22 protein-coding genes are annotated in these 26,604 nt (G+C 46.2%); 10 read left to right on the top strand and 12 right to left on the bottom strand.

What is annotated here, in order from left to right:
• Positions 1-333 precede the first annotated feature (333 nt).
• Entirely contained in the window at positions 334-1,785 is a 1,452-nt protein-coding gene (locus JCM15124_RS04335) for an aminoacyl-histidine dipeptidase (protein ID WP_024998446.1), read from the bottom strand.
• A gap of 76 nt (positions 1,786-1,861) precedes the next feature.
• Between JCM15124_RS04335 and JCM15124_RS04330 the strand changes: the two genes are divergently transcribed.
• The gene (locus tag JCM15124_RS04330) at positions 1,862-2,056 is read left to right on the top strand and encodes a hypothetical protein (RefSeq protein ID WP_024998445.1); all 195 of its coding nucleotides are present in this window, start codon (positions 1,862-1,864) and stop codon (positions 2,054-2,056) included.
• 32 nt (positions 2,057-2,088) lie between these two features.
• Positions 2,089-2,685 carry an OmpH/Skp family outer membrane protein gene (locus JCM15124_RS04325; RefSeq protein ID WP_024998444.1) on the top strand — a complete coding sequence of 199 codons (597 nt, stop codon included), beginning with the start codon at positions 2,089-2,091 and terminating at the stop codon, positions 2,683-2,685.
• Between the two features lie 659 nt (positions 2,686-3,344).
• Here JCM15124_RS04325 and JCM15124_RS04315 read toward each other — a convergent pair.
• From JCM15124_RS04315 to JCM15124_RS04300, 4 genes are all read right to left on the bottom strand, one after another.
• Positions 3,345-3,869, bottom strand: a complete 525-nt coding sequence (locus JCM15124_RS04315; RefSeq protein ID WP_024998442.1) for a hypothetical protein — start codon at positions 3,867-3,869, stop codon at positions 3,345-3,347.
• Positions 3,870-4,020: 151 nt separating this feature from the next.
• The gene (locus tag JCM15124_RS04310) at positions 4,021-4,680 is read right to left on the bottom strand and encodes a ParA family protein (protein ID WP_024998441.1); all 660 of its coding nucleotides are present in this window, start codon (positions 4,678-4,680) and stop codon (positions 4,021-4,023) included.
• A 125-nt stretch (positions 4,681-4,805) separates the two neighbouring features.
• The gene (locus JCM15124_RS04305; protein ID WP_024998440.1) at positions 4,806-5,552 is read right to left on the bottom strand and encodes a hypothetical protein; all 747 of its coding nucleotides are present in this window, start codon (positions 5,550-5,552) and stop codon (positions 4,806-4,808) included.
• A gap of 445 nt (positions 5,553-5,997) precedes the next feature.
• Positions 5,998-6,708 carry a hypothetical protein gene (locus JCM15124_RS04300; RefSeq protein ID WP_024998439.1) on the bottom strand — a complete coding sequence of 237 codons (711 nt, stop codon included), beginning with the start codon at positions 6,706-6,708 and terminating at the stop codon, positions 5,998-6,000.
• 952 nt (positions 6,709-7,660) lie between these two features.
• Here JCM15124_RS04300 and JCM15124_RS04295 point away from each other — a divergent pair.
• From JCM15124_RS04295 to JCM15124_RS15780, 3 genes are all read left to right on the top strand, one after another.
• A complete protein-coding gene (locus tag JCM15124_RS04295; protein WP_024998438.1) occupies positions 7,661-8,065 on the top strand; it encodes a hypothetical protein in 405 nt (134 codons plus the stop codon).
• Positions 8,066-8,651: 586 nt separating this feature from the next.
• A complete protein-coding gene (locus tag JCM15124_RS15785; protein WP_024998437.1) occupies positions 8,652-8,837 on the top strand; it encodes a hypothetical protein in 186 nt (61 codons plus the stop codon).
• A 318-nt stretch (positions 8,838-9,155) separates the two neighbouring features.
• A complete protein-coding gene (locus JCM15124_RS15780) occupies positions 9,156-9,401 on the top strand; it encodes a hypothetical protein (RefSeq protein ID WP_024998436.1) in 246 nt (81 codons plus the stop codon).
• Positions 9,402-11,353: 1,952 nt separating this feature from the next.
• Here JCM15124_RS15780 and JCM15124_RS04265 read toward each other — a convergent pair.
• Positions 11,354-11,728, bottom strand: coding sequence for a RidA family protein (locus JCM15124_RS04265; RefSeq protein WP_014708736.1), 375 nt, complete (start codon positions 11,726-11,728; stop codon positions 11,354-11,356).
• 371 nt (positions 11,729-12,099) lie between these two features.
• Complete coding sequence (locus JCM15124_RS15775; protein WP_156930649.1) at positions 12,100-12,327, bottom strand: hypothetical protein; 228 nt, start codon at positions 12,325-12,327, stop codon at positions 12,100-12,102.
• Positions 12,328-12,412: 85 nt separating this feature from the next.
• Here JCM15124_RS15775 and JCM15124_RS04255 point away from each other — a divergent pair, with 85 nt between their 5' ends.
• On the top strand, positions 12,413-12,859 hold the full coding sequence (locus JCM15124_RS04255) for a hypothetical protein (RefSeq protein WP_024998432.1): 447 nt from the start codon (positions 12,413-12,415) through the stop codon (positions 12,857-12,859).
• Between the two features lie 616 nt (positions 12,860-13,475).
• Here JCM15124_RS04255 and JCM15124_RS14530 read toward each other — a convergent pair.
• Entirely contained in the window at positions 13,476-13,922 is a 447-nt protein-coding gene (locus JCM15124_RS14530; protein WP_051527355.1) for a hypothetical protein, read from the bottom strand.
• 50 nt (positions 13,923-13,972) lie between these two features.
• Positions 13,973-15,595 carry a hypothetical protein gene (locus tag JCM15124_RS13225; protein ID WP_051527354.1) on the bottom strand — a complete coding sequence of 541 codons (1,623 nt, stop codon included), beginning with the start codon at positions 15,593-15,595 and terminating at the stop codon, positions 13,973-13,975.
• A gap of 966 nt (positions 15,596-16,561) precedes the next feature.
• Here JCM15124_RS13225 and JCM15124_RS04235 point away from each other — a divergent pair.
• The 4 genes from JCM15124_RS04235 to JCM15124_RS04225 all read left to right on the top strand — a co-directional run bounded on the left by JCM15124_RS04235 (position 16,562) and on the right by JCM15124_RS04225 (position 22,935).
• Positions 16,562-19,261 (top strand): 3'-5' exonuclease, encoded by a 2,700-nt coding sequence (locus JCM15124_RS04235; protein WP_024998431.1) that lies wholly within the window; start codon positions 16,562-16,564, stop codon positions 19,259-19,261.
• 323 nt (positions 19,262-19,584) lie between these two features.
• A complete protein-coding gene (locus tag JCM15124_RS13220; protein ID WP_232220077.1) occupies positions 19,585-21,342 on the top strand; it encodes a halomucin in 1,758 nt (585 codons plus the stop codon).
• Positions 21,251-21,808 carry a T9SS type A sorting domain-containing protein gene (locus tag JCM15124_RS16440; RefSeq protein WP_232220076.1) on the top strand — a complete coding sequence of 186 codons (558 nt, stop codon included), beginning with the start codon at positions 21,251-21,253 and terminating at the stop codon, positions 21,806-21,808. Before JCM15124_RS13220 ends, JCM15124_RS16440 begins: the two co-directional genes overlap by 92 nt.
• A gap of 35 nt (positions 21,809-21,843) precedes the next feature.
• The gene (locus JCM15124_RS04225; RefSeq protein ID WP_024998430.1) at positions 21,844-22,935 is read left to right on the top strand and encodes a hypothetical protein; all 1,092 of its coding nucleotides are present in this window, start codon (positions 21,844-21,846) and stop codon (positions 22,933-22,935) included.
• A 361-nt stretch (positions 22,936-23,296) separates the two neighbouring features.
• Here JCM15124_RS04225 and JCM15124_RS04215 read toward each other — a convergent pair whose 3' ends face one another.
• From JCM15124_RS04215 to JCM15124_RS04205, 3 genes are all read right to left on the bottom strand, one after another.
• Entirely contained in the window at positions 23,297-24,859 is a 1,563-nt protein-coding gene (locus JCM15124_RS04215; RefSeq protein WP_024998428.1) for a hypothetical protein, read from the bottom strand.
• 74 nt (positions 24,860-24,933) lie between these two features.
• On the bottom strand, positions 24,934-25,080 hold the full coding sequence (locus tag JCM15124_RS15770) for a hypothetical protein (protein ID WP_198019120.1): 147 nt from the start codon (positions 25,078-25,080) through the stop codon (positions 24,934-24,936).
• Positions 25,081-25,534: 454 nt separating this feature from the next.
• Positions 25,535-26,452, bottom strand: a complete 918-nt coding sequence (locus JCM15124_RS04205) for a DNA adenine methylase (protein WP_024998427.1) — start codon at positions 26,450-26,452, stop codon at positions 25,535-25,537.
• Positions 26,453-26,604 lie beyond the last annotated feature (152 nt).

Genomic DNA, 26,604 nt, shown 5'->3' with positions numbered 1-26,604 from the left:
ATAACTATCTATGCGTCAGCGCATTACAATACCTATTGTTTGGCGTTCTTAAACCGTAGGTTTTGCACGGTAAAACCGTAGGTTTTGCATCGTTAAACCTACGGTTTCGCAACGCCAAAGCGATTATATCACTTTTTAACAGAATTATCTTTACAATTTTGAACCGAAAAACGCTCGTTATGCCGGCAGCGGAATTGCTTAAAAGCAACTGCGAGATTGCTTGTTCAACCTGCTCGCTTATGCCGGGTTCACATTATTATATAGCAAACGCCCGCCTGCTCGGAGCGAGCAGAACGGGCGCGTTTCTGTGTGTTTCTTTAGAAGTGAGTGCCTTTATTTTATATTTTTCAAGACGGCGAGCAAGTGGTCCCAAACCATTTGTACGGTAGGGATAAGCAAACGCTCGTCGGGGGTATGAACGAAGCGAAGGGTAGGACCAACGCTCATCATGTCTACATTGGGATATTTTTCTGATATGAGTCCGCATTCCAAACCTGCGTGAATGCCGAGCACCTGTGGTTCTTTGTCGAAGAGTTTCTTGTATTCCTCTACGGCAACTTCCACGAGTTTAGAGTTCGGGTTCATCTTCCAGCCGGGGTATGCGTCGTGTTGGCAAATTTCTGCACCTGCCATTTCGAAGCACGCCTTGATGGTGTTTGCCATATTGGTGAGCGCACTCGGCACGTTGGAACGCTGCGAAGCGATAACCGTGATGGCATTTTCTTCGGTCTTCACTACGGCTATGTTGCTCGAAGTTTCTACCATATAGGCGATGGCTTCGTCCTGACAGTTGGTTAAAGGACCGTTGTCTACTGCCTGAACAGCCATTATAAGGCGGCGACCTACTTCCTTTTCGACCACCGGACGAGCCTCTGTGCTCTCCATTCCCCATACCGGGTTAGGGTCGGACACGTGGTATTCTTCCTCGACGCCTTTTGTAAAGACGTTCCAGTCTGCCATGACGTCTTCCTTGTTTGCCGACGGCACGGCGAAAACAACCTTACCGTCGCGCGGTATCGCATTATCTAATTTACCCGAATTCCACTCTGCAAGGCGCACGTCCATTTTGCTTTGCTGCATGTAAAGGAAGCGTCCGAGCAGCTTGATGGCGTTCGCACGTTTCTTGTTAATGTCGTCGCCGGAGTGTCCGCCAATAAGTCCTTTAACGCTTGCTTCCATGAAGAAGTAGCCCGCAGGAGCGTCTTCGCGCTCGAATTTGAACACGCTGTCGGTGGCAATACCGCCTGCACAGCTCACGAAAATCTGCCCTTCGTCTTCGGAATCGATATTAATAAGGTAGTCGCCTGTAAGCCAGCCCGGTTCCAAACCGAAAGCACCGGTCAGTCCGGTCTCTTCGTCTACGGTGAAAAGGCATTCTATTTTGCCGTGCTCAATATCGTCCGAGTCGAGTATTGCAAGTTCGTAAGCCACGCCGATGCCGTCGTCGGCACCCAGCGTAGTGCCCTTTGCCTTGAGCCATTCGCCATCGATATAGGTCTGAATGGCATCGGTGTGGAAGTCGAAATCCAAATCAACGAGCTTGTCGCACACCATGTCGATGTGGCTTTGCAGTATCACGGTGGGTGCGTTTTCCATACCCTTGGTTGCAGGTTTCGTAATAAGCACGTTGCCCGTTTTGTCTACTTTCGTTTCCAAGTTGCGTTTCTTGCCGAACTCAACAAGGTATTCAATCATCTTTTCCTCGTGCTTCGACGGGCGAGGAATTTGGTTGATTTTCGCAAAATGCTCGAATACGCGAGCAGGTTTTAATTCCATGTTTGTCATTTTTTATAGTATTTCTTTTGGTATATTCTTGATTTGTGTTACCTTTGCCAAAAATATAGATGCAAAGATAAGCAAAATGGTTGAAACTTTACTGCTGAGTGTGTTAATAATTGCTATTGCAATGGTGTTGCTTTCCGTAAGAGTGTTTCTGAAGAAGGGCGCAAGCTTCCGGTCGCAGCATATTCACGACAGCAAGTACCTGCGCAAAAAGGGAATACATTGCGTTATCGACCAAGACAGAGAGGCACGTGCTGCCAACAAGGCATACTAAGAAACAACGATATTAATAAAACAAATATAAAGATGAAAAAGACTTTAAGTGCGTTGGCTGTCGCAGCAATGACATTCGGAATAATGTCTTGCAACAATCAGCCAAAAGCCAATGACACCAAGGAAACTGCAAAACCTGCCACAGCAACCGCAACAGCAGGCGCGCAACAGATAGCATACGTGGAGATTGATTCCATAATGACGCAGTACACTTATTGGAAAGAGGTGGCTAAAATCCTTGAAGCAAAGGAAAAGAACATACAGAAGACGCTCGCAGGAAAACAGCAGACGTTGCAGCAGGCAGCAGCCAACTTCCAGCGAAACATTCAGACCAACAAGTACACACAGGCACAGGCACAGCAAATTCAGGCAGGTATTCAGAAGCAAGCTGCCGATGCCGAAGCCTTGCAACAGCGTTTGGGAGCAGAGTATCAGAAGGAAGTTGCCAACTATAACAAGGCACTTTCCGACAGTGTGCACAACTACTTGAAGAGCTTTAACAAAGACAAGAAGTATGTAATGATACTTGCAAAGAGCGGCGACAACATTCTTTATGCCGACGACGCTTGCAACATTACGTCGGAAGTAGTGAAAGGAATGAACAAAGCATACACCGGAATGAAAAAATAAAAGTATCATAGAAATATATTGGATAATAGTTATTTATCTCTTTTCGTAAGCGATTTATAGAAAGAGAAGCAATAGAAAAAGGTTAGAAAGCCGGACAACCGTGAGGTAATCCGGCTTTTTTTGCGGGCTTTTATCTATCTATTTTCGCGTTCTAAGCCGGCTTTTTGCCAGCTTTAATCTATCCTTTGTGGGCTTTTATCAGGCTTTTTTGCCAGCTTTAATCTATCCTTTGCGGGCTTTTAGCCGGCTTTTTGCCAGTTTTAATCTATCCTTTTGCGGGCTTTTATCAGGCTTTGTTGCGTTCTAAGCCGGCTTTTTGCGTTCTCCAAAAACTGCACGCCAAAAGGCGCGCGCCCATTAACCACCACATAGAACCCCTAGGATAACCTAGAATCCCTAGGAAAACTAGAGGCTCTAGAAGCCTCCCTAAAACCACAAAAGCCCCTAGGATAACCTAGAATCCCTAGGAAAACTAGAACCCCCAGAAACTCCCCTAAAACCGCAGAAACCCCTAGGATAACTAGAATCCCTAGGAAAACTAGAGCCCCTATAAACTCTATACCCCCCTTTCCAAAGGCAAAAGGCAACTTAGACCCCCCGAAATTTCTACCACTCCCGGGGGGTTCTAAAAAGAAAAAACGCAACCTGCAGCCTTGGGGTTAAAGCAAACTATCGCCGTAGATGGCTTCCTTGATGTTCTTCTCGTGGTCGAACACGAAGCGGGCAACGATGGAACTGAGCAGTGCCGTTGATGGCATCTTGATGCTGTTGGCTGACTTCAGACGGTCAAGCACGCTCTTCAGGTCGGAGTCGATATACACCGTGGCGAGCTTGGAGTCGCGCAACTTATACTCTTTGGCGAGGTCGAGGAACATTTGCCAGCTGTCGTCGGTGCCGCCTTGCGCAAGCGTGTATTCGCGGGCAAGCTCTTTTCCTTCGGCTTTGGGCAACTTCTTGGCTGCCGGTGCCGAACGGTCTTTCTCGTCGGTATTCGGCGTTGGGTTGGTTTTCACGACGGGTTCGGTGTGCACCGGTTCGGGCGCGGGGGTGGGCGCAGGGGCTGTCGGCTCCTCCGTCTCTGTTTCTGCAGGAGTCGCAATAACAGGTTTCTCTATGCCCTGCACCTTGTTTACTAACCCGGAAATGCCGCCGGGCATGATTACTCTTGTCTTTTTCTTTGCCATAATATATGTCGTTTTTATTTTTGTTTCGTTTGTTTCGGCAGACTATCGTGCCCTACCCTATTCGCCTACGCAGCTATGTAATACGCTGACTTACAATTTTTTATATATCCGCAGCGCAACAACCGGCGGACGAAAGCGGCGGGGCGATGCCTTATTTCATTCGGCGTATCATATATTCGAATGCGCCCTTCACTGCCTCGCGCTGCGTGCCCAGCAGTTCGAAGGTGTTGATGCGTTTCAGCGTGGCGCGACTGTTCACCATCGGCGTAACCTTGCCAATCTGCGAGAATATGTCGTTGGTGTCGCTCCACATACGCTGCTCGTCGGACGTACCGATGCGGGGGTCGATGCGGTTGGGCACAAAGAATATCTGTGCGTGCATGTCGGGGTTCACTTCCTTGAGCGCATTCACCACTTGGACGAAGACTCCGGTGGAGTCGAGCGTCTTGTCCTCGTACTCGTATGGGCAAACGATGTAGTCGGCATTGGTGAAAAGGGGCACCAAACCGTCTTCGCTGACGTTACCCGGCGAGTCGAACAGCACGTAACCTTCTACTTGCGATGCCGAATCCATGAGCTGTTGCATCAGCTCCGGCTCGCTTACGTCGAAGCTCTGGACAACGTATGGCTCTTCTTCGTCGTAAATCTGTACATCTTTTTGTCGCTGCATCAGAATGGTTTTCTGCAAGTCGGTGTCGATAATGCACACGGGCTTGCCCTTCCAACTTAAATAATTGGCAAAGAGCATGCACAGCGTGCTCTTCCCTACTCCACCTTTCTGATTGGCAAATACTACCTTAATATTTTTCATACCTTTTTATATTTATATTATTATATTTCCATTTTTAAAAAGAACTTGCGCCTCGTTCGTCATGCGTTTCTGCCTTACGGTGCAACCGATTGTGCCCCAAGCGGAACGCATTATCAATCTGCATGTTACACATTTTCGTCTGTTGGCGGAAAACTGTCCTGCAGCATGGAACGTTTTGTACACACCCTTTCGACTTCATACACTGACAGTCGCGATGAGCGTGCGCCGCCATCGAACTTCAGCATGCGGCTCAACAGCACGAAACAACAGCAGAGAGCAACAAGCGAAATTGCCCAAAATGCACCCATAACAGCGACAGGCAGGTCGATAAATGCAATGAACACGGCGACGAAAGCAAAGAATATTGCTGCCAAAATTGCCACGGTTGCACGGTTGGTATAGCGTTTCAATTGTCGTACGGCGTGGGAATGAATCCACGAAAACACATACACGCTATACAATAAAAAAATGACTCTCGCTATCGTAACTACCAAGTCGAGGAGAAAAGGAAACTCTTCCGTACCGTAATAGAACAGCGAGAACTTGCCCGCAACTACGTAAACGATGCCTGAAACGATGGCAACCGTCAGGAAACGCACACGATTTGCAACATCGCCTACCTGCCTTACCCTACACAAAGCGCAACGCAAAATTGCCAACAAACCTACCAACGACAGGCAAACCAGCGACTCGCACACAATGGAAACGCTATCGGAAACCAACACGCTGCCCGCAGTGAGCTTCTCGCCACTCTGATTTAACACGGCAAGAAACAAGCCCACAAGACTGAAACCAAATATAAACTCCAGCACCGTGAGCAGCTTTTGCTCTACGGGACGAACGTCAAAATGGGCAATTAACAACTTGAACATATTTTTATATATTTATTTCTTTAAATCTATTTATAAATAAACACGCTGTAAAAGCATTGTTATCAATATTCTATATATTTATATTTAAAATTATTTTTCTATCTTTTTATTTACCTTTAAACGTATATCGGTAATATTGTATTTATCTTTTTGTTTGCAATCAGATGCGCATCAATACACTCTTATTTTGCCTTTTGCCTGCTTATAAATGCGAAATATCGCATCTTTCTTTCGCTTTCCGTACTGCATTTAAATGTATTGCGATGCATGTTTGCTTAACAATTCGGCTGCTTTTAAATGTGTATCGCTGCATATTTGCTTAACTTTTTGGCTGCCTTTAAATGCGCATCGCTGCATGTTTGCCTATTTGGGGAATTGCTTTTAAACATGTATCGGATAAGTTCCGCCCGATTTTAAACACACAAAATCGCTACATTCATGCGCTTTATGCTTCGCTGACTTCGGCATCGCCCTCCCCTACTCCACTCATCGTGCGGCGCAGCAACACCAACAATCCTGCCTGAACGGCAAACTGAAATACAAGCATCATGGTGCGATAGGTTTCCAACGTCTGCAACGTCAAGCCGCCAACGCTCGTATATAAATAGGTGTAAAATTCGCCTGCCAACAACGAAAGCACCGGCAAAACCAAGAGTGCAACTCCGTAAAGGCGCACCTTACCGGCAAATTTCATTGCCAAACCTGCACCCAAGAGCAAATTTGCAATGCCAATCGCAAAGTTATTGTAGAATGGCAGGGCAGCTTGGAACGCGCCAAACCCCGTCTGCAACATCGCACCCGATGCTGTCAGAGTGGCTCCGGAAGGCATTACAGCCACCGCCGCGCCCAAAAGCGTCAGCACCATCACCACTATTTGCGCCAATTGCAACCAAAACTTATCGGCTTTCAGCAAAGCATGGCGAAGCTGTTCCCACGCTACCACTTGACAAAGTGCTATTCCCAAACCTATCGCACCTACTATCGGCGACACATTCGTTGCACCGTCTACCACCTTAAACACATCTACGGCAGACACATCTACCTTTTCGCCGAAGTTCTCGAAAAACTTCAACACCATCAAAGCGATGCCCAAACCCACCGACCAGCCAAGTATTGCAACCCGACGGCTCGCTATTTTAAATGTCTTTATCTTCATATTTTTATATATTTATGGTTTTACATCTTTACATTACTACTTTTAAATATTATTCTTTCTTTACTTTTATACTTATATAAACGTTTCTATTTTTATGTTTTACAATATCTTTTTATCTATATTCTTTCATAAAAACGTATTCAAAGAAATAGCTATAATCTCTTTTTACTTGTTAGAATAAAAACTTAAATCTATTTTTATATATTTATAGAAATAAACAAGAATATATTAAAACAGTTATTCAAAGAACGCTTTGCGCGAAAGACAAAGAGCAGGAAGAGTGGAGAAAAGAATACGTTTATATTTTTATATATTTACTTTATATTCTATATAGTAACACATTACAACATTTCTCTTCGCACACCTCAGCATTTACTTCGCTACAAACGTAACACCGCAGACTTTTAAAGATATATTTATATAAAAACATAATCTTCTAAATAAATCTGCAAATACAAATATACGACAAAACATTTAAATAGCAAAAATGTTTTTTAAGTTTTTATAAACAGGAATATTAAAATAACAATCTTCTTTTATTTCTTTATTATTTTATTTCTTTATTTTTATATATTTATATTTACAAACAACTAAATAACATGTCGGTATATATTTTTATTAAAACTCTTATTTTTATTCTTTTTATTTCTTTGTTTTTATATATTTATATTACTTTACTTTTATTTTTATGCTTAAACAAATACGGTCTTGCGCTGCAAAACAGCTGGTTTCGCAATGCGAAAATACAATTGCCGCTTTCTCATGGAATTGTCGTTAGAAAGTTAAACGGAAAAATGCGCACCGGTTCATCGGACGTCTTGGTTAGAAAACATCTGCCATATAGACTGCTTAACCTGCCTTCCTTTGCCGAACGCACATTATTAATATTATTGCGACGCATCATTATGATATTTGCAAGCAAAACCGAATGGATTAATAAACAACGCAAGCGATGTTTAAAATACATATTTATTACTTCTTCGGCATATTGTCTGCCATTTCGCAAAATTGCATTTTTATTCTGTTTAAGGTATGCAACGATGCACGCCCTTACATTATATGGTTTGCACGCAGCAGCATGACGAACGCACGCAAGGCTATACCGAAAACTCGATTGATTGCGCTCCTTATGTCCGTAATGGAAATTGCCTGCATCTTCAGAAACAAGTTTGTGGGTGTATCGAATGCGATAAAGCAAGTTTTGCTCGCCGGTTTGAAATTCGCAACTGCCGACGATAGAAATTCGGAAACACTTTTTTGGTCGCAGCGTGGTATTGCCGGCAATAAGCGCAAATTGAAGTTTCGATTTGTAAAACAGAAAATTCCGGAGAGTAAATTTCCGATTTTCGTCGCTTGAAAAATACGAGCGAAATAGAAAACTCAAAATTATGTGCGACAAATACGGAAGATATTTTGCTGTGATAAAAGCGGCTTCGATGGGCAACAAAAAAGTGAAAAATATTGTAAACGGTTGCGAGAGCAGGGTGGGGGAGAATGCAAAAAACGATAAGAACCAAGAAAAAGAAATGTAGAAAATTTGTCGCTGCGATGCTATCGAGCAGGTTTTATGCGACAAAAAGGGAAGAAATATCGGCGAAAGCATAGGTACGACAAAATGGGAATATATATTTCGGATATGTAAAAGGCAACGTAAGTAGCTGATATACATAGTAGATAAGGGGTGTGTTAAAGGGGAACGGCGACAAAAAAGTGAAAAGTTTTGTAAATCCTTTAAGTTTTAATGCAGCATTTTCCTTTATTTGTCTGTGTTGTAGTGGATTGAATATTCTGCATTAGCGTATTTTTCGCTGATATTTGTTACTAATATGTCGCAGCAAAAATAGGCTTTAAGGGTGGGGAAAAGATGTTTTTGCCGGGTAGGAGAGCGTTTTGTGGGGGTTCGGCGGACAGTTATGGGCGACAAATAAGTAAGATTGTCGGAAATGAGAGCAACGGTATGGTGCGACAAAAAGGGAAGTGTTCTTTTTCGATATATGTGCGACAAATTGGGAGAGAAAACCGAAACGCATTTCAAGGGTTGTAGGGTGGGGAAGTCGGGCGGCGGCAGAGAGGCGGAAATGGAAGGAAAACGAGAGCGAAAGAGCGGGATTTTAAGGGTGGAAAAATAGGATTTTGAGAATGGAATAGAGGAAAATTTGGGGTAAAAAAGTAGGATTTTGAGGGTGAAATGGAGGGGATTTTGGGGTGAAAAAATAGGATTTTGAGAGTGGAATGAAGGGAATTTGAGGGTGGAAAAGCAGAATTTTGAAGGTGGGAAACGATGATTTTAAGATGGCAATTCTTGGGGTTTTGCCGGCGTTATTGAGGTGTAAACCAACGTGTTCCGTGCGTTGATAAGCACCCGGAAGTATGCAACGTGGGTAGGAGGGGCGCAAGCAAGTACGCTCTTATCCGCCTGAATACACGCAACGTACAAGGTGCGAACGATGCGACAGCAATGCAGGGGTGGGGCGGTTTCACTTCTAACACGAAAGAGCGGCGGCGCAAAAGGGAATTTTACGCGCCATCGATGCGAAAGGAAATCTACGCAAATAGAACGGGGTAGGGGTGGGAAGAACGCCGCAGGCAGTGAAGGACGGCCACAGATGCAGGCGGTTTTGGGGGGAGGAGAGGGAGGGAAAGAGGCTGTAAATATCGAAGGACGCCCACAGATGCAGGCGGTTTGGGGGTGAGGAGGGGAGGGAAAGAGGCTGTAAATATTGCGTGAGTTCGGCATAAGAGAGCAGATTAAACAGGCTATCGCGCAGATGTTTTTAAGCAAGTTCGTCAATGAAACAGTGAGCGTTTTTCGGTTTAATATTGTAAAGATAATTCTGTTAAAAAGTGATATAATCGCTTTGGCGTTGCGAAACCGTAGGTTTTGCGATGTAAAACCTACGGTTTTACCGTGCAAAACAGCCGCTTTTGCAACGCAAAACAATAGGTATTGTAATGCGCTGACGATGAGATGGTTAGGCGATAGATATTGTTACGAAAAATATTTACGTTTTTATTGGCTTTTTTCCGTTCTTTTCTCGTTCCTCGAAAGGTGCATTCTCTTGCCATGGCAATGCTCAAATAAAATTGGGAAGGGGGAAGGGTTGCGCGCTTGCCCGGTTAAGTATGAGCAGCGCAAAAACGATGGACGATGCGAGGAAGCACGCTTTAACGGCATCAGGAATTCGGCACGTGTATGCGCTTTCTTCCCTTTTTGTCGGCAAATGCCGTTTTTTATGGTTCTAAATATTGTTCCTTTTTTGTCGCTATATGTGCTTATTAATGTGTATCTATCACGTTTTCAGTGTGTTGCAATATTTCAAATGTAAAGCGTTTCGGGCGGTTTTGCAGTGCGAGATTACATATATAAAGGGTGGGGGAGGGGCGGTTTAGAAACAAAAAGGGCAGTTTTCGATGGTAAAAAAGGCAACTTTCGGCGTCAAAAAAGTGAAAAATTCCCTTTCTGTCGTAGCTATTCTCCCTTTCTGTCGTGCGACGATGGCGCAGAGTTACATATTTGTCGCAGCAAGATTACTTATTTGTCGGCAGTCGTTTCCTTATTTGTCGGCGGTAAGTTACTTATTTGTCGGTGGTCGATGGTGGGGAGTTTTGAGTATCAGACAGTTATCCGTTCCTATATAATCTATTATAATGATTAAGAAAATGATACTCTAATTGAACTGATAAGTTTGCGCTTTCAATGTAAGGGATATTTTCTTTTGGGGCAATGATGATTTTAACAAAAGGTCGTTGCGACCCTCCCTTTTTGTCGCAGTTGGGGGCGGCGAGGTGTGTGGGGCGGGGGGGAATAGGTGTCCTAGGGATTCTAGGGGCTCTAGGATTGGGGGCTGGCGAGGTGTTGTTGGCGGTGGAGGTAGGTGTCGTAGGGGTTTTAGGTATCATAGGGTTGGGGGCCGGTAGGGTGTTTGTGGCGGTGGAGATAGGTGGCGTAGGGGTTTTAGGTATCATAGGTATTTTAGAATACCTATGATTTTGGGGGCTATTTATGGTTTATGGGCTTTTTAAGAAAAATGCAAAGTAGGTTCAAAACGAGCATAAATATCCAAAACGGCAATGGCGTTGATTGGTATATGTAGCTTATAATTATACCTAAAATGGAAATAAAGAGATAGGGATATGCTGTTTTTCGAGAGGCTATAGAACGCTGCCGTAATTGTAGTTTTCGCTTAAATCCGGCGATTATGGAAGCCAATAATACGGCAAAGCCATTATTTCTAAAACCGATACAGCCCACCGGTATGTATCGGACGAACCGATTATGGGCTTGAGGGCGTATAATAAAAGGAAGAGCAGACAGCCTGTGTGTATCCAAAAGGCTTTGTTTTTTACTTTTTGTCGCAGTTCAACAACGAGTGAAAGCGGAGTATTCGAATTGTGAGAGGGTTTATTTTCCATTCTTTATATCAATTAAAAAGCAGGTTTTAAAAACCGTGCAAGGGTTTATTTTTCTTTCTTAATGCCATAAAAGGCGGGCTTTAAAGTCGGTGAAAGGGTTTGTTTTTTGTTCTTAATATCAATTAAAAGGTAGGTTCTAAAAACCGTTTTTGCAGATTGGGCTGCTCCGACGTGTAGTTTTTAGAACCTGCCTTCGGGGTTTTATCTTTTTCTTTCCTTGCTGTTCGTCAGCTTATTTTGCTGCGATGCACTCCACTTCTACGAGTGCATTCTTTGGCAAAGTCTTCACTGCGATGGCAGAGCGTGCCGGGAATGGTTCGTTGAAGAACTCTGCGTACACCTCGTTCATGGCTGCGAAGTCGTTCATATCCGAAAGGAAAACGGTGGTTTTCATTACGTTGGCAAGGCTGATGCCTGCTTCTTCGAGAATTGCTTTTGCGTTGGTGAGCGACTGACGTGTCTGTTCTTTGATGCCGCCGGGTGCAAATTCGCCCGTTGCCGGGTCGATGGGCAGCTGTCCGGAGGTTATCACGAGTCCGTTTGCTTCGATGGCTTGGCTGTATGGGCCAATGGCTTTGGGTGCCTTGCTTGTGTTTATTACTTTCATAATTTTAGTTTGATAAAATTGTTAAACTTATTTTTTTGTTTCTCAAAAAAAGTGCGTTTTCTCGCCACGGCAATGTTCAAATGAATTTGGCTTTGCCTATTTGACGGGGCGAAAACGTTTGTATTTGCAAATGTACGAACTTTTTTTGAAAACAGGAAATGTGCCGTTCGCTTTTCGTTTTTTCGTCTTCCGTGGTGGCAACTTTCTGCGGTGGCAGTGCAATGGTGTTAGTTATATTTAACGAATATTTTTCTGCAATTGCACATATACTGCACATCGGGTTTGTATCTTTGCCCCCGAAACGAGCAGAACGCGTGTCGTCGGGCTTGTTTTTTCAGTTTTTTGTTGCAGTCGTGCCGTTGCGTTCCGGTTTACTTGGCGAATGTTTCGTGTGCGATTTGCTTATAAAGTAGGTGTTCATAATTAATTGACATTGTATTTACGGCTATTTCCCGGTCAGTCTGCCGTCTTGAAGAAGGAGTGTAGCGGGCTACACGACTGATGAAAGGCGACAGACTGACGGAAAAGCGACGTGAAGACGATGGCAAAGTGAAAGCATAAAAGATAAAAGCAATATAGATACGTTTAATTTTGAACACCTACTTAACCTTAATTATTTTTCAGGCGAGCGGAGGAACGCTTGATGCGTTTGCTCCGCTTCCACTAAACTATTTATTAAGCATTATGACGCTATTTACAAAGACGCAAGTTGCCGACCGCCACTGGTCGCGCGAAGATGTAGACAGGATTAAGGCGATGATTGTTGCCGATTTTTCCGAGTTGTTGAACCGCCAACCCGCCGAGGGACTGCAGTGGGCGAGCACGAAAACCGACCTTGTAGAGTTGTCGCACCTTGTTTGGGAGTCGGGTTTGCTGCTCGACGAGCGTGGTGTGCCGCTCAGTTTCCGCAGCATTGTAAATCGGGTTTGTGCGGTGCTGAATGTTGTTCCGCCACACAATCCGTCGGGAACGTTGGAGAAGATACGTGCGCGAAAGAACATTCGGGTGCGCCCCGTTGCCGAGCGATACCTGCTGTTGCACCATCAGCAGCACATTCCGCACCCTATGCGGTTAGATATAAAGCGTGTCCGTGTGCGCCGAAATCTGCCGAGCGAGAACGCGGGGGCATGATTTTTTGCTGTTTCCAACGTAGCAGCGGAATGCCGAAACTGCTATTGGCACGCACCGTTTCGCTTTGTCGGCAGCGGTGAAATATGTTTACAGAAATCCGAAGGTTTTTCGTTGGTTTTCCCAAAGCGGCTGTTTTGCGATGCGAAACAGCCGCTTTTGCGTTGCAAAACCTACGGTTTTGGAATGCAAAAGCGCAGGTTTGAGGGTGTTAAAGCGTAGGTATTGATAATCAGATTGTTACGAGTTTTGCGGCGAAAGAATTATTGTAAGGTTTTTTCGCGGTATTTTTGGGTGATTTCAGTGTGCGAAAGGGCATTGTGCGAGGGTAGGGGGCGATGGTTTAAACGTGGGAAAGGGCATTGTGCAAGGGTCGGGGGCGATGGTTTGTAGGTGTGCGAAGGCTGTTTGTGCGTGGTTTGGTGGTTTGTCGAGGTGCTGTTAGGGTATGAGGAAAGCCGCTGTGGTGGTTTGGCAGATTTGCGGTTGGGGCGGTGTCGAGGTGCGGAAACGAGAAATGGGAGCGTGATAAAAACCACACTCCCAACGTGAGATTCAGTATTAACTTATTATCCAAGGAAGACAGGAACGCCATCGCGACGTGCCTGCAACCTCATTTTTATTGTTTCACGATTTTCTTTCCGTTTACGATGTAGATGCCTTTTGGCAACTTGTTCAGTTCGCCTGACATGCGGACGCCGCTGAGTGTGTAGATGCCTTCTGCGGCTACGGCTGTTGTTGTGGCTGTGTTGATGCCGGTAGGCTGCCCCTTGCCGATGGTTACCCAGTCGGTTACGGCTTTGCCGTCTGCCCCTATGAGCGTGAAGTAGGTCTTGCCTTCCACTTCTGCGTCCTTCCAGTTGGTGTTTTCCGGCTCTACAATCTTGCAGTTCACAAATACGGGGCGTTTCTTCAGCCAGCAGATGCTGCCTGCGTTTTCGTCCTGACTGCTTCCGTTGCCCTTCGCGCGTACCTTACAGTTGTCGAAAGTCCATTCTCCGTTTCCGATGCCGTAGACGCCTGCGCTTACTTCGAGTTCGCAGTCTTTCACGGTTGCGCTACCCATGTTGATGATACCTATGCGTAGGTTAGCGTCGGTTGCGTTGGTTGAACCCTTTATAACCAGCTTGCCGTTGCCTTTGAACGTAATTGCGCAATCTCGTAGTTAGACAGTCCGAAGCCCTTTTCGGCTGTGATGGTGTTGTTGCCTACGAGTACGATATTGAGTCCGTCCAAGGTGTTGGCGATGCCGTTGTATTCTTCTTTCGTGGTTTCAATACTTGCGTTTTCGAGTGTGAGGGTTCTTGTACCGTTGTCGTAAGCAACCTTACCCTTTACACCCGGTATTACCGTGAGGTCCTTGCAGTTGGCAGAATGTACCTCTGCGCCGGCTATGGTGAAGCTGAAGAGCGTTCCGGGAACGATGGTTACCTTTTCCGTAACTACATTGCCGTCGAGCACGATGGCTTTTTTCTGCTTGTCGAACTTCGCTCCCATTGGTGCGGTAATGACGCTGCCGTCGAGTGTAAGTTTTGCTATCTGTGCTACAGAGCCTTTTTCTTTGCCTTCAGCAGTTACGGTTGCGTTGTTGATGGTGAGCCTTTCGCCCTTTCCGTCAGTACCTGCGATACCGTTTTCCTTGCCCTTTGCGTTCACCGTACAGCCTTCGATGATGAGTGTTGTCTTCACGAGGCGAATGCCACAGCTGTCCGTGCTCTCGAGGCTGATGGTGCCTCCGCCGGTGATGGTGGCCGGTTTTTCAAATCGGATAGTAGGATATTTGCCCGACGTAAGGTTGCTTGTGCCCTTAATATCAATCTTAAGACCCTCTATATCAGAGAGAATGGCAGGTGCTTTGTCGGTTGTCAGGGTTGCATCTTCGAGGAAGAGAACTTTTTCCAATGGGTCGTACTTTGCTATACCTGTTACGCCGGGAATTACCGAGAGGTTGTCGCAGTTGTCAGACGAGATGGTTGTGCCTGCAATCTTGATAGGATATTCGGTTGCGTTCTGCGGCTTGATGGTAACCCAGTCGGTAACTACCTTCCGGTCAGCACCGAAAAGCGAGAACACAGTCTTGCCGTCCACCTTCAGTTCTTTCCATTCCGTGCCTGCCGGTTCGGTAATTTCGCAGCCGTTGAACTGCGGTGCTTTCTCTTTCATCATACATATACTGCCGATGTTAGGGTTGTTTGCATCGCCGCCACCCTTTATGCGCATGTTGCAGCGGTCGAAGTTCCATGTACCGTCCGTGATACCCATGGCACCTCCCGTGGCTTCCACCGTACAGCCGCTGACGTTGATAATGCCCATGTTTTGTATGGCAGTTCTGTCAGCAGGATATTTTGCTGTTGTAGAACCCTGCACGATGAGTTTTCCCGTACCGGTGATGGTAACGTTTCCTTGTTGCCTTATGAAGAGTCCTTTTTTCTTTTCAGAGATGAACGTGTTGGTACCGATAAGGTTGATAGTCAAACCATCTATGTCGGTAGCAACGGCTGTGATGGTCGATTTGATGGTAGCATTCTCGAGTGTCAGGGTCTTTGTTTCCGTGTCGTAACTTGCTTTTCCGGTTACCCCTTTAATCACGGTAAGGTCTTTTCGGTTTGAGTGGTCCACCTGCTTACCTGCAATCTCTAAGAAATACTTCTCTGCCTGTGCCGTCGTGGGCAAGGCAAACACTGCAACGAACAGTGCAACAATTGCTGCATAACTGTTCTTTAGTAGATTTGGTTTCATTTGTTAATAGTAACCTCCCTGTTGAAACTCTTTTGGAGCAACGCCGTATCGAAGGCTCGGGCATTTTGTGATGAATTAGGTCTTTCCTTTATATATAAATAGTGTTTCTTATAATATGTTTGCAAATATAACACTTTTATTTTATATTATCAAATATTATGTATTTTTTTTTGCGCTGCGGAGTAGGGTGGGAGGTGGCATACCATCTTGCAACTTGGCAAGGGCAGCGTCGCTACCCTGAAATATCCGAAAGACGTAAAGCCGGCTTATAATGGTTGTAGCATAATGCGGAGATACCGAAAATGTCGGTTCAGGTGTACAACCCGGCTTGTTCGAGACCGCCCGAATGCAAGTTGAATGCCCGCATTTATTTATTTTTCACTTGCCGATAGCCCCTATCCGTTATCGTGCACAATTAAAAAAGCGAGAAAAAAGCAGCAAAAAGATTTGGTGCTACAGATATTTATACATACCTTTGCTTGCGTTATCCTGAAAACAATCTTTTTTACCTTAAATTCACTAATACCTATTGAAGATTTGAAGCGGTTGCCTGAGAGGGGTCATCGCTTTTTTTTCGCTCGTAGAGATAGGGCGGGGTAGGTTCGGAAAGGGGCTTTGGAAGGGGCTGTTGCTTTGCTTGGATTTTTTAGGGTTCTTAGTTTTCATAGATTATATAGAAGCTATAGAGCTCCTAGAATTTTTAGTTTTCCTAGGTTTTTAGTATTTCTAGAGCTTCTAGACTTTCTAGTTTTCCTAGGTTTTCTAGTATATCTAGTTTTCCTAGTTCTCCTAGATTACCTAGAATTCCTAGGGTTTCTATACCCCATGGGGCACCTCCAAGAACGCAGGAACCCTTTGCCTGCACCTTCGCACGGCGAAACACACCTCCTCAACACTTTTTCTTGCCATTGTTCGGCTATCTCTTTTCTTTTTCGTACTTTTGTCTGCATAACCCATAAGCAAGCTATGAAAGAAATGGAAACATACGACTTGCTCGACGAAAGTCAGCAAAAAGTAGTAAACGCACAGCACGGACACCACCTCGTTTTGGCATCGCCGGGGTGCGGAAAGACGTATATTCTTGCCCAACGCATACGCCACGCACGGCAGCAGGGAGTGGAATACGCTGACATGCTGTGCCTTACGTTCACCAATCGTGCCGCACGCGAAATGCTGAACCGCATTCGCACGGTGATGAAAGACGACGACACGAGCAGTCTGCAAGTAGGAAACGTGCACCATTTCTGTTCCAAATTCTTGTTTGAAGAGGGGAAAGTATCTGCCGACACGTCCATCATCGACGACGAAGAAGCCATCAGCATCATTGCCGAATACAGGCAAGAGAGCGAAGACACCGTAATGAACAACTACAAACGGCAGCAGGAATACAAGCAAATAATACTCTTTTCGCACCTCATGTTCCAAATGGAGCATCGCCACGAATGGAAGTATTTCCTTCACCCGGAATGCCTTACCGACAGCGATCGCGAAGCCATCAAACACATCTGCCACTCGCAGGGCAAACCCTACAACGAGCAAACGGTGCTGGAAATATACAACAACGCAATGCAATATGCCGACGAAGCCGACTCGCCGTACATCAACCGGCAGATGGCAGAAAGCATTCGGGCACTCGTTACCAAGATGTACTACGCCAAACGCTTTGCCCAATACAAGGCGGAACACGCTATGTTGGACTTCGAGGACCTTCTGCTCTACACCTATAATATATATAGGGAAGGTGCCACACAGCGCAAATACAAATGGATTCAGGTAGACGAGGTGCAGGATTTGAACACTATTCAGCTCGCCATCATCGACCTGCTGGCGACTGACGACGACCCTACGGTGATGTATCTCGGCGACGAACAGCAAGCCATTTTCTCGTTTATGGGTGCAAAAATAGAAATGCTGAGTCTGCTGAAAACACGCTGCAAAGGCAACATTCACCACCTGCTGCAAAACCATCGCTCGCCAAAATACCTCTTGGACGTGTTCAACGACTATGCCGAACACCGGCTGCACATCGACCGCGAGCTGCTGCCGCTCACCGACAACGATGCCAAAGCCCGACCGGGCGACCTCGTGGTGCTGACAAGCAATACGGTGGAAGACGAAACCGACGCTGTAGCGGCAACATCGGCACGCCTGCTCCGGCAAGATGCAACGGCAACAACGGCAGTCATTGTAAACGCCAATGCCGATGCCGACAGGGTGAGCAAAGCCTTGGAACGCCACGGCGTGAACCACCTGAAGGTGTCGGGGCGCGACCTTTTCGACACGCCTGCCATGAAAACGCTTATCTCCCACATCGCCGTGTTGCACAACGAGCAGAATACACTTGCGTGGTCGCTCCTGCTGAAAGGGCTGAAAGTGTTCGATTCCAAAGGTCTTGCCCGCCGATTTGTCCACAAACTGCGCCAATTGTCGCTATCGCCGACCGACTTCCTGCTGTATGAACACAGCAACTACACCGCCGATTTCCTGCAAAACTACAACGATGGCGACATCGTAGTGTTCGATACGGAGACCACGGGACTGAACGTGTTTGCCGACGACATCATCGAAATAGCCGCCGTACGCCTGCACAAGGGCGAAATTGTGGGGCAGCCGCTCGACCTTTACATACGCACCGATAAGCCCATTCTGCCCAAACTCGGCGAAAAAGACAACCCGATGTACGCCATTTACCACGAGAAGATGCACAGCGGACAGCTGCTTTCGCCTGCCGAAGCCCTGCAACGGTTTTGGCAATACGTGGGCGATGCGGCTCTCTTGGGGCACAACGTTGCCTACGACAGCAACATCTTGGACTACAATATGCGCCGATACACGCCTGCCGACAGCATGAAAAGCCACACCAACCCGTGCTTCGATTCGCTCAAGCTCATACGTCTGCTGGCACCGGGACTGCCGTCTTACAAGTTGGAAACGCTTTTAGAGCACTTCCACCTCGAAGGCATCAACTCGCATCAAGCCATCGACGACGTTGCCGCAACCATCTCGCTCGTACGTCTCTGCGCCCACAAAGCCGCCCGGCAACAGCCCCTGCAAGCCGCCTTTATGGCACACCGGCAGGTTGCTCCCTACGTTCAACGCTTCCGTGCAGCCTATGCACCGCTCTTCAATGCGGCACTTTCGCATTGCTACGAACTGAAAGCGGGCAGCGAAAAAGCCCTCGTCGAAGAAGTAAAGAACACCTACAACGAGCTGATTGCGCAGGGATTAATCGGCGAAATAGACCGCCTGTCCTACTTTCTGCGCTACTTGGAACTCGACTTGCTTACCGACGAAAGCATACCCAACGCACTTATCGAGCAGATTAACCGCTATATGCCGGAAATCAGTACGATGAAAGAGAGCGACTTCTGCAACAGCAAGAGCCTTGACGAACGTGTCTACGTTACCACCATACACAAGGCAAAGGGACTCGAATTCGACAATGTCATCGTCTTCGATGCCGCTTCCGAACGCTATCCGAACAAGCGCAACACCACCGAAAAGCAGAACGAAGAAGACGCCCGCAAGTTCTACGTTGCCATGTCGCGCGCCAAACGCCGCCTTATCGTGGCTTATTCCCTCACCGCCCGCGATTGGCACAACGTGTCCTACACCCGCGAGCTTACCCCGTTTATGGACAGCATAGCCCGCCATTTCGAGGGATAGAAAGCCCAAAGGCTGTATTTTTCCTAAAAAATCTAGTTCTCCTAGAAATCCTAGAAAATCTAGGAGAACTAGAATTTCTAGAGAACCTAGCCCCCGGCACCCCCTCTAACCCCCACCGCAAACACAAATTCTTAAAAACCAAAGCTGAATTTTTGTAAAACTAAAAATATTTTATTATATTTGCAAATAGGTGTTTCAAACCGACACTTAAAGCTGAACCATGCACAAATAACTGACTTCTCTAACCGGAAAACCATTTATTGAAAGCAAAGAAAACATTGCTATAACAGTTTTATCTTTTCATCTTTAAAACGCATATATTTATGAAAAAGAACTACATCTATTTAACTATGGCATTCGCTTTTGCCTTTATCTTGGGGTTAAAGGCTTCTCCTACCTACCTTGGCGAACAGCCGAAACAAGGGTGGAGCTACGATTTTGAAACGGCAAAAGCCGACAAACTCGGCGACAGACCGAACCATTACGACTTGAAACTGAACGGACTGGCATGGTCGATGTATGCCGTCAGACGCACCGGAGGGGCAAACGACTTTGCCAACGGCAAGTATGCAGCACGCATCTATGGCAGTAAAATGTCGATGAAGGAGATGCCTTATATGGCAATGACCGAAGACAAGGAAGGCGGCATCGGCACTGTAGAGTTCGTTTATCGTGCCTACGGCGAGCACACGGCATCGCAGGTGGCGTGGTGTGTGCAGGTTTCGGAAGACAAAGGCGAGCATTGGGAAACCATCGGGCAACCTTTTACGCCCACGGCAGAAGTGCAGAACTTTCACGCAAAAGCTAATGTGGAAACCGGACGCATACGCATTGTGCGTACCGACTATGCCGTTTTCGACTTCGCAGCAGCAAGCGGATACGACGCTGCTTTCAATCTCGACGACATCAGCATTACCGATTGCGAAGCCGAAGCACCCGACCGACCTTCTATTATCGCCAACAACGATTTATTGGCGTTCGGCGAAGTGAACAAAGGAGAAACGAAAAAGCTGACGCTGAACATTACTTACAAGAACCTGAAAGACGACATCAGTCTGACGCTCTCGGGCGAAAGTGCGCCGCAAACTTTCGGTATATCCACCGAATTAATCTCGGTTTCGCAGGCTGAAGGCACCGGAGAGGTGGAAGTTTCCTTTACTCCGAACTCGTTGGGAGCACACCAAGCCGTGCTGAAACTGCAATCGGGAGAAACCACAACCGAAGTGCGACTTACGGGAACGGCTGTCCGCAAGGCAGGCGAATTTACGTATAGCGGTGGCGAGGGCACAAAGGAAAGCCCCTATCTCATTGGCACAGCAGGCGACATAGAGGACCTTTCGCTTGCCGTAGACACCGAAACCGACTACGCAGGCAAATACTTTAAACTTACGAAAGACATTGATATGAGCGGCGTGAGCAACATGAAACCTATCGGAAACAACTTCGGAACCGACGGCAGTTCGCTGAGAGCATTCAGCGGAACCTTCGACGGCGACAACCATACCATCAGCCGTCTCGCCATGACCTTCACGGGTAAGAACAATCTTGGCGTAGCTCTTTTCGGTATTTTGAAAGACGCCAAGGTGATGAACCTTACACTGACAGACTGCCATTTCGAAGCTGACGCCATCGTTGCGAGCATCGCTTCCGTGCTTGTAAGCTCGGTATTGGACAACTGCCATGCGAGCGAAAACGTTACGGTAAAAGCGCGCCTGAAACCTTATGCAGGCGGCATAGCAACTTCGGCATTCCTTTCTCCGTCTTCCATAACAGACTGTACATCAAGAGCAAGCGTAGAAGCAGCCGATGTGGCAGCAGGTGGCATCTTGGGTTTGAACAGCATACAGGGAACAACCATAAGCCGTTGTATCAATTATGGCAGCGTGCACACCGACGGTAACTTCGCCGGCGGCATCGTCGGGTATGTGGAAACAGGCAGTCTGAACATCGACGACTGCCTCAATGCAGGCGACATAAAGGCTCAATCTTATGCAGGCGGACTCTTGGGAATGGGCTTACAGGGGGCTTCCATCAATCTGCGCAACTCCTACAACATCGGTAGAGTGGAGGCAACCGACTGACGGGGCTTTCGACCCTGTCTTCCCACTTGCAATAAAGACGGAAGGACTGATTATAAACACGCAAAACTGCTATTACGACGAGGCTCTTTACAATGGCACTTCAGCCGGTACGGGCTATGCGCGTGCAGATATGCGCTCGCAGGAATTTACCGATAAGCTGAACGGCGACCGTGCCGAATATGTATGGAGACGCCTTGTGGGTGTCAATGACGAACTTCCTGTGCCGTGCGGAGAGGGCGAAGTAATCACCCACATTGCACAAACAGCCGCGGCAAAGCCCGTTCTGAACATTGCAGACGGACGTATCGTACCCTCAGAAGGCGTCCGCCTCTTGGCTATACACGACGTTGCAGGTCGTCGCTGCGCCACTTCGGGCAAGCTGCCCGCAGGCATCTACATCGTAACACTGATGTCTGCCGAGTCGAAAACACCGCTGACAGTGAAAGTAATGATTAAAATAAAATAATAAAACCTATTCTTAAAGACAAAATATAATAAACAATGAAAAATCTAAAACAAACCGGATACGGCATCATCTGTTCCCTGATGCTCCTTACAATCGGCACTTTGCAGGCATACGCAGGCAACGACGACCACGCCATACTGACTGCCAACGAGATGACAATTCCGCTGAACCGCATCTACCGCATGTATATAAAGAAATACAACAAAGCCACACAGGCGCACATTGCAAAGGGCGAGCGCATCGCTATACGCTATACTGCGGACGACAATGCAATTGTAGAACCGCGAGGCAATGCTTTTAAGGCGATCGCAGTAGGTCGTACAAACCTTACATTGCGCATTTCGAGTGCCTATCCGGGCACATTAGACACTTTCGACCCTGACCATATATTAGACGAAATAAGGTTTTCGGTCGAGGTGAAAGACCACGTAGACATGCCTTTCCCACAGTTTTCGGCTACTTGGGGACAAAAGAAAGCAGAGACAATGGAAACCTTTTTGAAAAGCGGAGCATACACGAACTACACCGCCGACTATTGGGCGATGAACCCCAAAGTAAGCGCAGAAGACCGCGAAGGACTTGAAATACTGTCTACAACAAACACCGAGTTTCCGTTTATCATGCTTGCTTTCACGCCTGAAGAGAGCGAACTGTGCGCCCTTTACCTGCTTGCATCGTCTTGGGAGCGTGTAACAACCCCGCAAATTAGCGAGGTTTACAAGCTGCTTGCAGCCAACGGATTTAAAGACAGAGGTACAAATCCGGACACAAACTGCTGGCAAATGTACAACCCAACTTCTAAAACGCTTGCTACCTGCGGACTGATGGTAGTAGAGGGGTGCAGCTACTGCTACGTAGGACTTTCTTACTTAGCCACCGACCCCAACCCGACGGCTATCCACGGCACCCGTGCCGAGCAACCCGAAGTAACGTGCCGGCTGAATGGCGGTGTATTGAAAATCCAAGCCGAACAATATGTAGGCAAGCCCATTGCCATCTATACATTCGACGGTAAATGCCTGAAGACAGCCACCGTACACAATGGCGACAACCTTATTTCAGACCTCCCGCACCGGCCTTTCTTCGTTCGCATCGGCAATTGCGCTGCCATCAAGGTTATTCCCTAACCCCTTTTCCCCCGCCATCGGTTCGCCTCTGCCGAGCCAATGCGTGGGCAAAGCATTATAAACATAACGGCTAATCGAAGCCAAACAGCAATATCCCCGAAAGCACAACCGCTTTCGGGGATATTTTGTTTGCATAAATGCACAGCGTGGAATATGCTGCGGAGAAGTTGCAGCTGCCGTAAGAACATACTGTGGAATATGCTACGAGGAAGTTGAAAATAGAGATAGAACACACCTCGCACCGCTAAAGTTTTCCAAGTACTTATATTTTATCCTTCTATTCATTACTACAATAGAGGCAGATTTCACAATTGGAAATCTGCCTCTGCTATTTTTACTTAGATAAATATTCTTTGTCTTTTTACTTTTTCTCCCACCAAGTAAATCCTTTATAACGGTTCGCACCACCGTATAGTTTCGCAGTGCCCTTCGTACCATTATGGTCCAGAGAGAAATAAAGATAATATGCGCCATCAGTAGCCACGCCGGGCGAATTATTCCACGGTGTCGGAGTGCAAGTCCAATAGTTGCCATCTTCTCCGATATTATAGAATTTGCCTTGGTTATAGCTACCCAAAGCCGGGAGATAGAAATATTTTTCAATATCATCAGGACGTCCAATGACAGCGTTGTTGTTCTCATAAAAAGCTGATGCTGCTAATGTTGTGTAATCCTTACCATCAGGAGCAAGATTGGAATTGAAGTTTGGTGTAAGAATATAGTCTTTTTTCTTAAACCACATTCCGCCGGTATATAAATGTTCATACATCACCCAAAGTTCTTCCGAATCCCAATGTGGATCGCCATATTGAATATACCACCATGTTTCATTTACGTTTGGACAGCCTCCGCAACTGCGATATGCAGGGGCAGGGAATGCTTGCTTATTATACCAACGCGGATCACTTTCACTCTTAGGATAAGATGAACCAGCGGGAGCATCTTTAGTTTTGGGCTGATTGCTCTCATATCCTTTCCAATAGTCCTGTCCGCTCGCACAATCCCACATATAATATTTTTTATATGAATAATCGGTTGGGTCTAACTTAGCTGTTATGTCATAGATTTTACCGGCTTCACAATTAAGCGTAAAAGTCTTGGTTATAGTTCCTTTAATATCTTCTGTAGCTGTTTTATAGTGCAACCAATAACGTACAGTGAGTGTATGGTTTCCCGGTGCAATAACTACGTAGGCTCCGTTTTTAGTAATGTCTGTTGAGGAATTGGTAATAGGGAAGCCCATAGTACCCGTAGTGAGCATGATGGTATTGGAAGCATCGGACACGGGAGTATTGGAAAGCGTACCGTTAGAGAAGTCGTAGGTTCCTGCGATAGGACTTTCCGACACTATTTCTATTTGATAAAGCGTACTGCGCTTAACAAATTCGTTTGATGTACGGGGCAGGAAGCAGAGGTAGCTCGCCTTGTGGTCGAGTCTGAACTTGAACGAAGAGCCATTGCCCGAAGCCGTCGCACTACCGCAGTCGCCCGAAACGCCGGCATGACTGAAATCGTTTGGCTGCGATTGTGTTTGTTTGTTGGCAATCGTTACTTTGTCGCCTGCCGTGCTGTTTGCGCCGGTATAATGAACGGTACAGCCATTGCTGAATGTTCCCGACAGCGTGAACACGCCATGCGTCATATCCGAGTTGAACTTGCCCGCACCGCTCTGTTGAAACTTTCCTTCGGTGTCCTTCACCCAAATCTTGTCGCCTGCCGACCAATAGGGCTTGGCTCCCTGTCCGAGAGAGTGTTCAATAGTGGTGCGCGTTTCGGGATTTTCGCTTGCGAATGTTACAATGCCTGCCTCCGTTGCTGTATTGTTCTGTGTGCCTTCGTTTTGCGTACTATCATCGTTGGCACAGCCTGCGAGCACCGCCGCCATAAGCAACAGTGCTGCATGGAATAAATGCTTGTGTCTCATTTTATAGTCTTCTTTTTTATTAATTACTTTGTTCACTTGGTCTTCTCATATATTTGTTACCAATAGAAGCCAGTTTACTCTTCATTTTCTTCTGTGAACTCCCACTGCTTGGCGTCGCCTACAGTTCCTCCCTGTCCAATATGGGAGTGGTCTCCACTTGCCTCTACCATCAGATACTCAAGATTTACGCTGATGATTTCGATTTTTGGGCAGACATACATCTGCTTTTTTAGTTCTTTCTGTTTCATATTTAACACTTAATTTAATAAATTATTTATCGTTATTCCATTCTTTCTGAAGTTGGCAAATGGCATAGAAAATCAGGCAAAGGAGTTTTCTTAGGAAAATCCTTTGCCTGTATAGGGTTCGCAAGATACGCCTCGCGCGCGTAAGATAAAGTGTATTTAGAGATAACGAGCGACGGTGCGCCTGTGTGTGTGTGTTAGCAAAATATTCGAGCCAACCAAATATAAAGAGTTAAAAGTTGCATGAAAAATTCTATTTCCTTGCAACCCTCTTATACCTTTATTATATAAGGGTATCTGATACTTTCCTAAGTTATTTAATCCTCTGTGGTACAAACCTTTTTATCTTATGATTGCTGCAAAGGTAAACAATGTTTTTAATATATACAAGTAAAACTTGAGAATTGTGTAAAAATAGTGTGCCATAGAGCTATTGCCATGCAAAGTTTAGTTCGAGCTGAAAACTTTCTTGCTGCAAAGCAAGTTCTTGCAGGTCGAAATTGAAAACCAAAGCTTCAATCATTGCATGCCGATTTTCTATGCGACCTCCCCCATGGTAAAAGTGTTCTTTCGTTTTAACGTTGAAATGGTTCCGGTATTTTTCCATCATATCGTTGGTTCTGAACTCGTTATGACACCATGTAGATAGTATGAAGTGAGCCGGTGTAGTGCTGAGGGCATGGAACAATGCCTCTTCGTCTTCCTCCGTCCAGCCATTATAATAGTCCACGTAGCGTCCAAAGTAGGGTGGGTCGCAATAGATAATGTCGCCGGCCTGCGCCTGCTTAATTGTATCGATAAAATTACGATTGACAAACTCCCAGTGATAACGATGGATTACGCGCTGCGCAGCGGCAAGTTGATTACATATTTTCGTGATGTATGCGGGCGAAAAGCGATTAGGTTTCTTACAGAAAGGTATATTCCATTGCCCTTTTCTGTTGAAACGCATCATGCCATTGAACCCTGCTCTCGACAAGAAAATGAAATCGAAAGGACTATGTTCGGTATTAAAACGGTCTTTTATAAGTCGATAGTGCGCATATCCGTCCTCTTCGGCTTCTGCCAACAAGCTGCCTTCATGCGTAAGATATTCGCGCATATTCTGCGGTGTTACTTCCCCATTCAGCACAGCATTGTAGAAATTAATGATGTGCGGATTACTGTCGCCTATTATTCTGTTGCCGCCAACGGGAGCATTAAGCCCCACTACACCTGTACCAAAAAAGGGTTCAACCCAATTGACAGTGGCTAAATCCAGTCCGGACCGACGTACCGTTTCGTTTATCCAAGGCACAAGTTTCGTTTTTATTCCTTGCGATTTTATAGGGGGAACTAATACTGACATAATTGTTTGTGTTGATTTTATTTGCTTTTTGAGCATTGTAATATGTTTGGCTTCCTTTATCGACTTTGCCAATTTTAATTATTATCGAACAGGTTTTACTTTTTCCCTATCTATGTTTTCCGCTATGTTCGCCTACATTTTTTCAAGCAGTC

Source organism: Prevotella falsenii DSM 22864 = JCM 15124 (assembly GCF_000613945.1).
GTDB lineage: Bacteria > Bacteroidota > Bacteroidia > Bacteroidales > Bacteroidaceae > Prevotella > Prevotella falsenii.
This window is presented reverse-complemented; position numbering and strand designations above follow the sequence as displayed.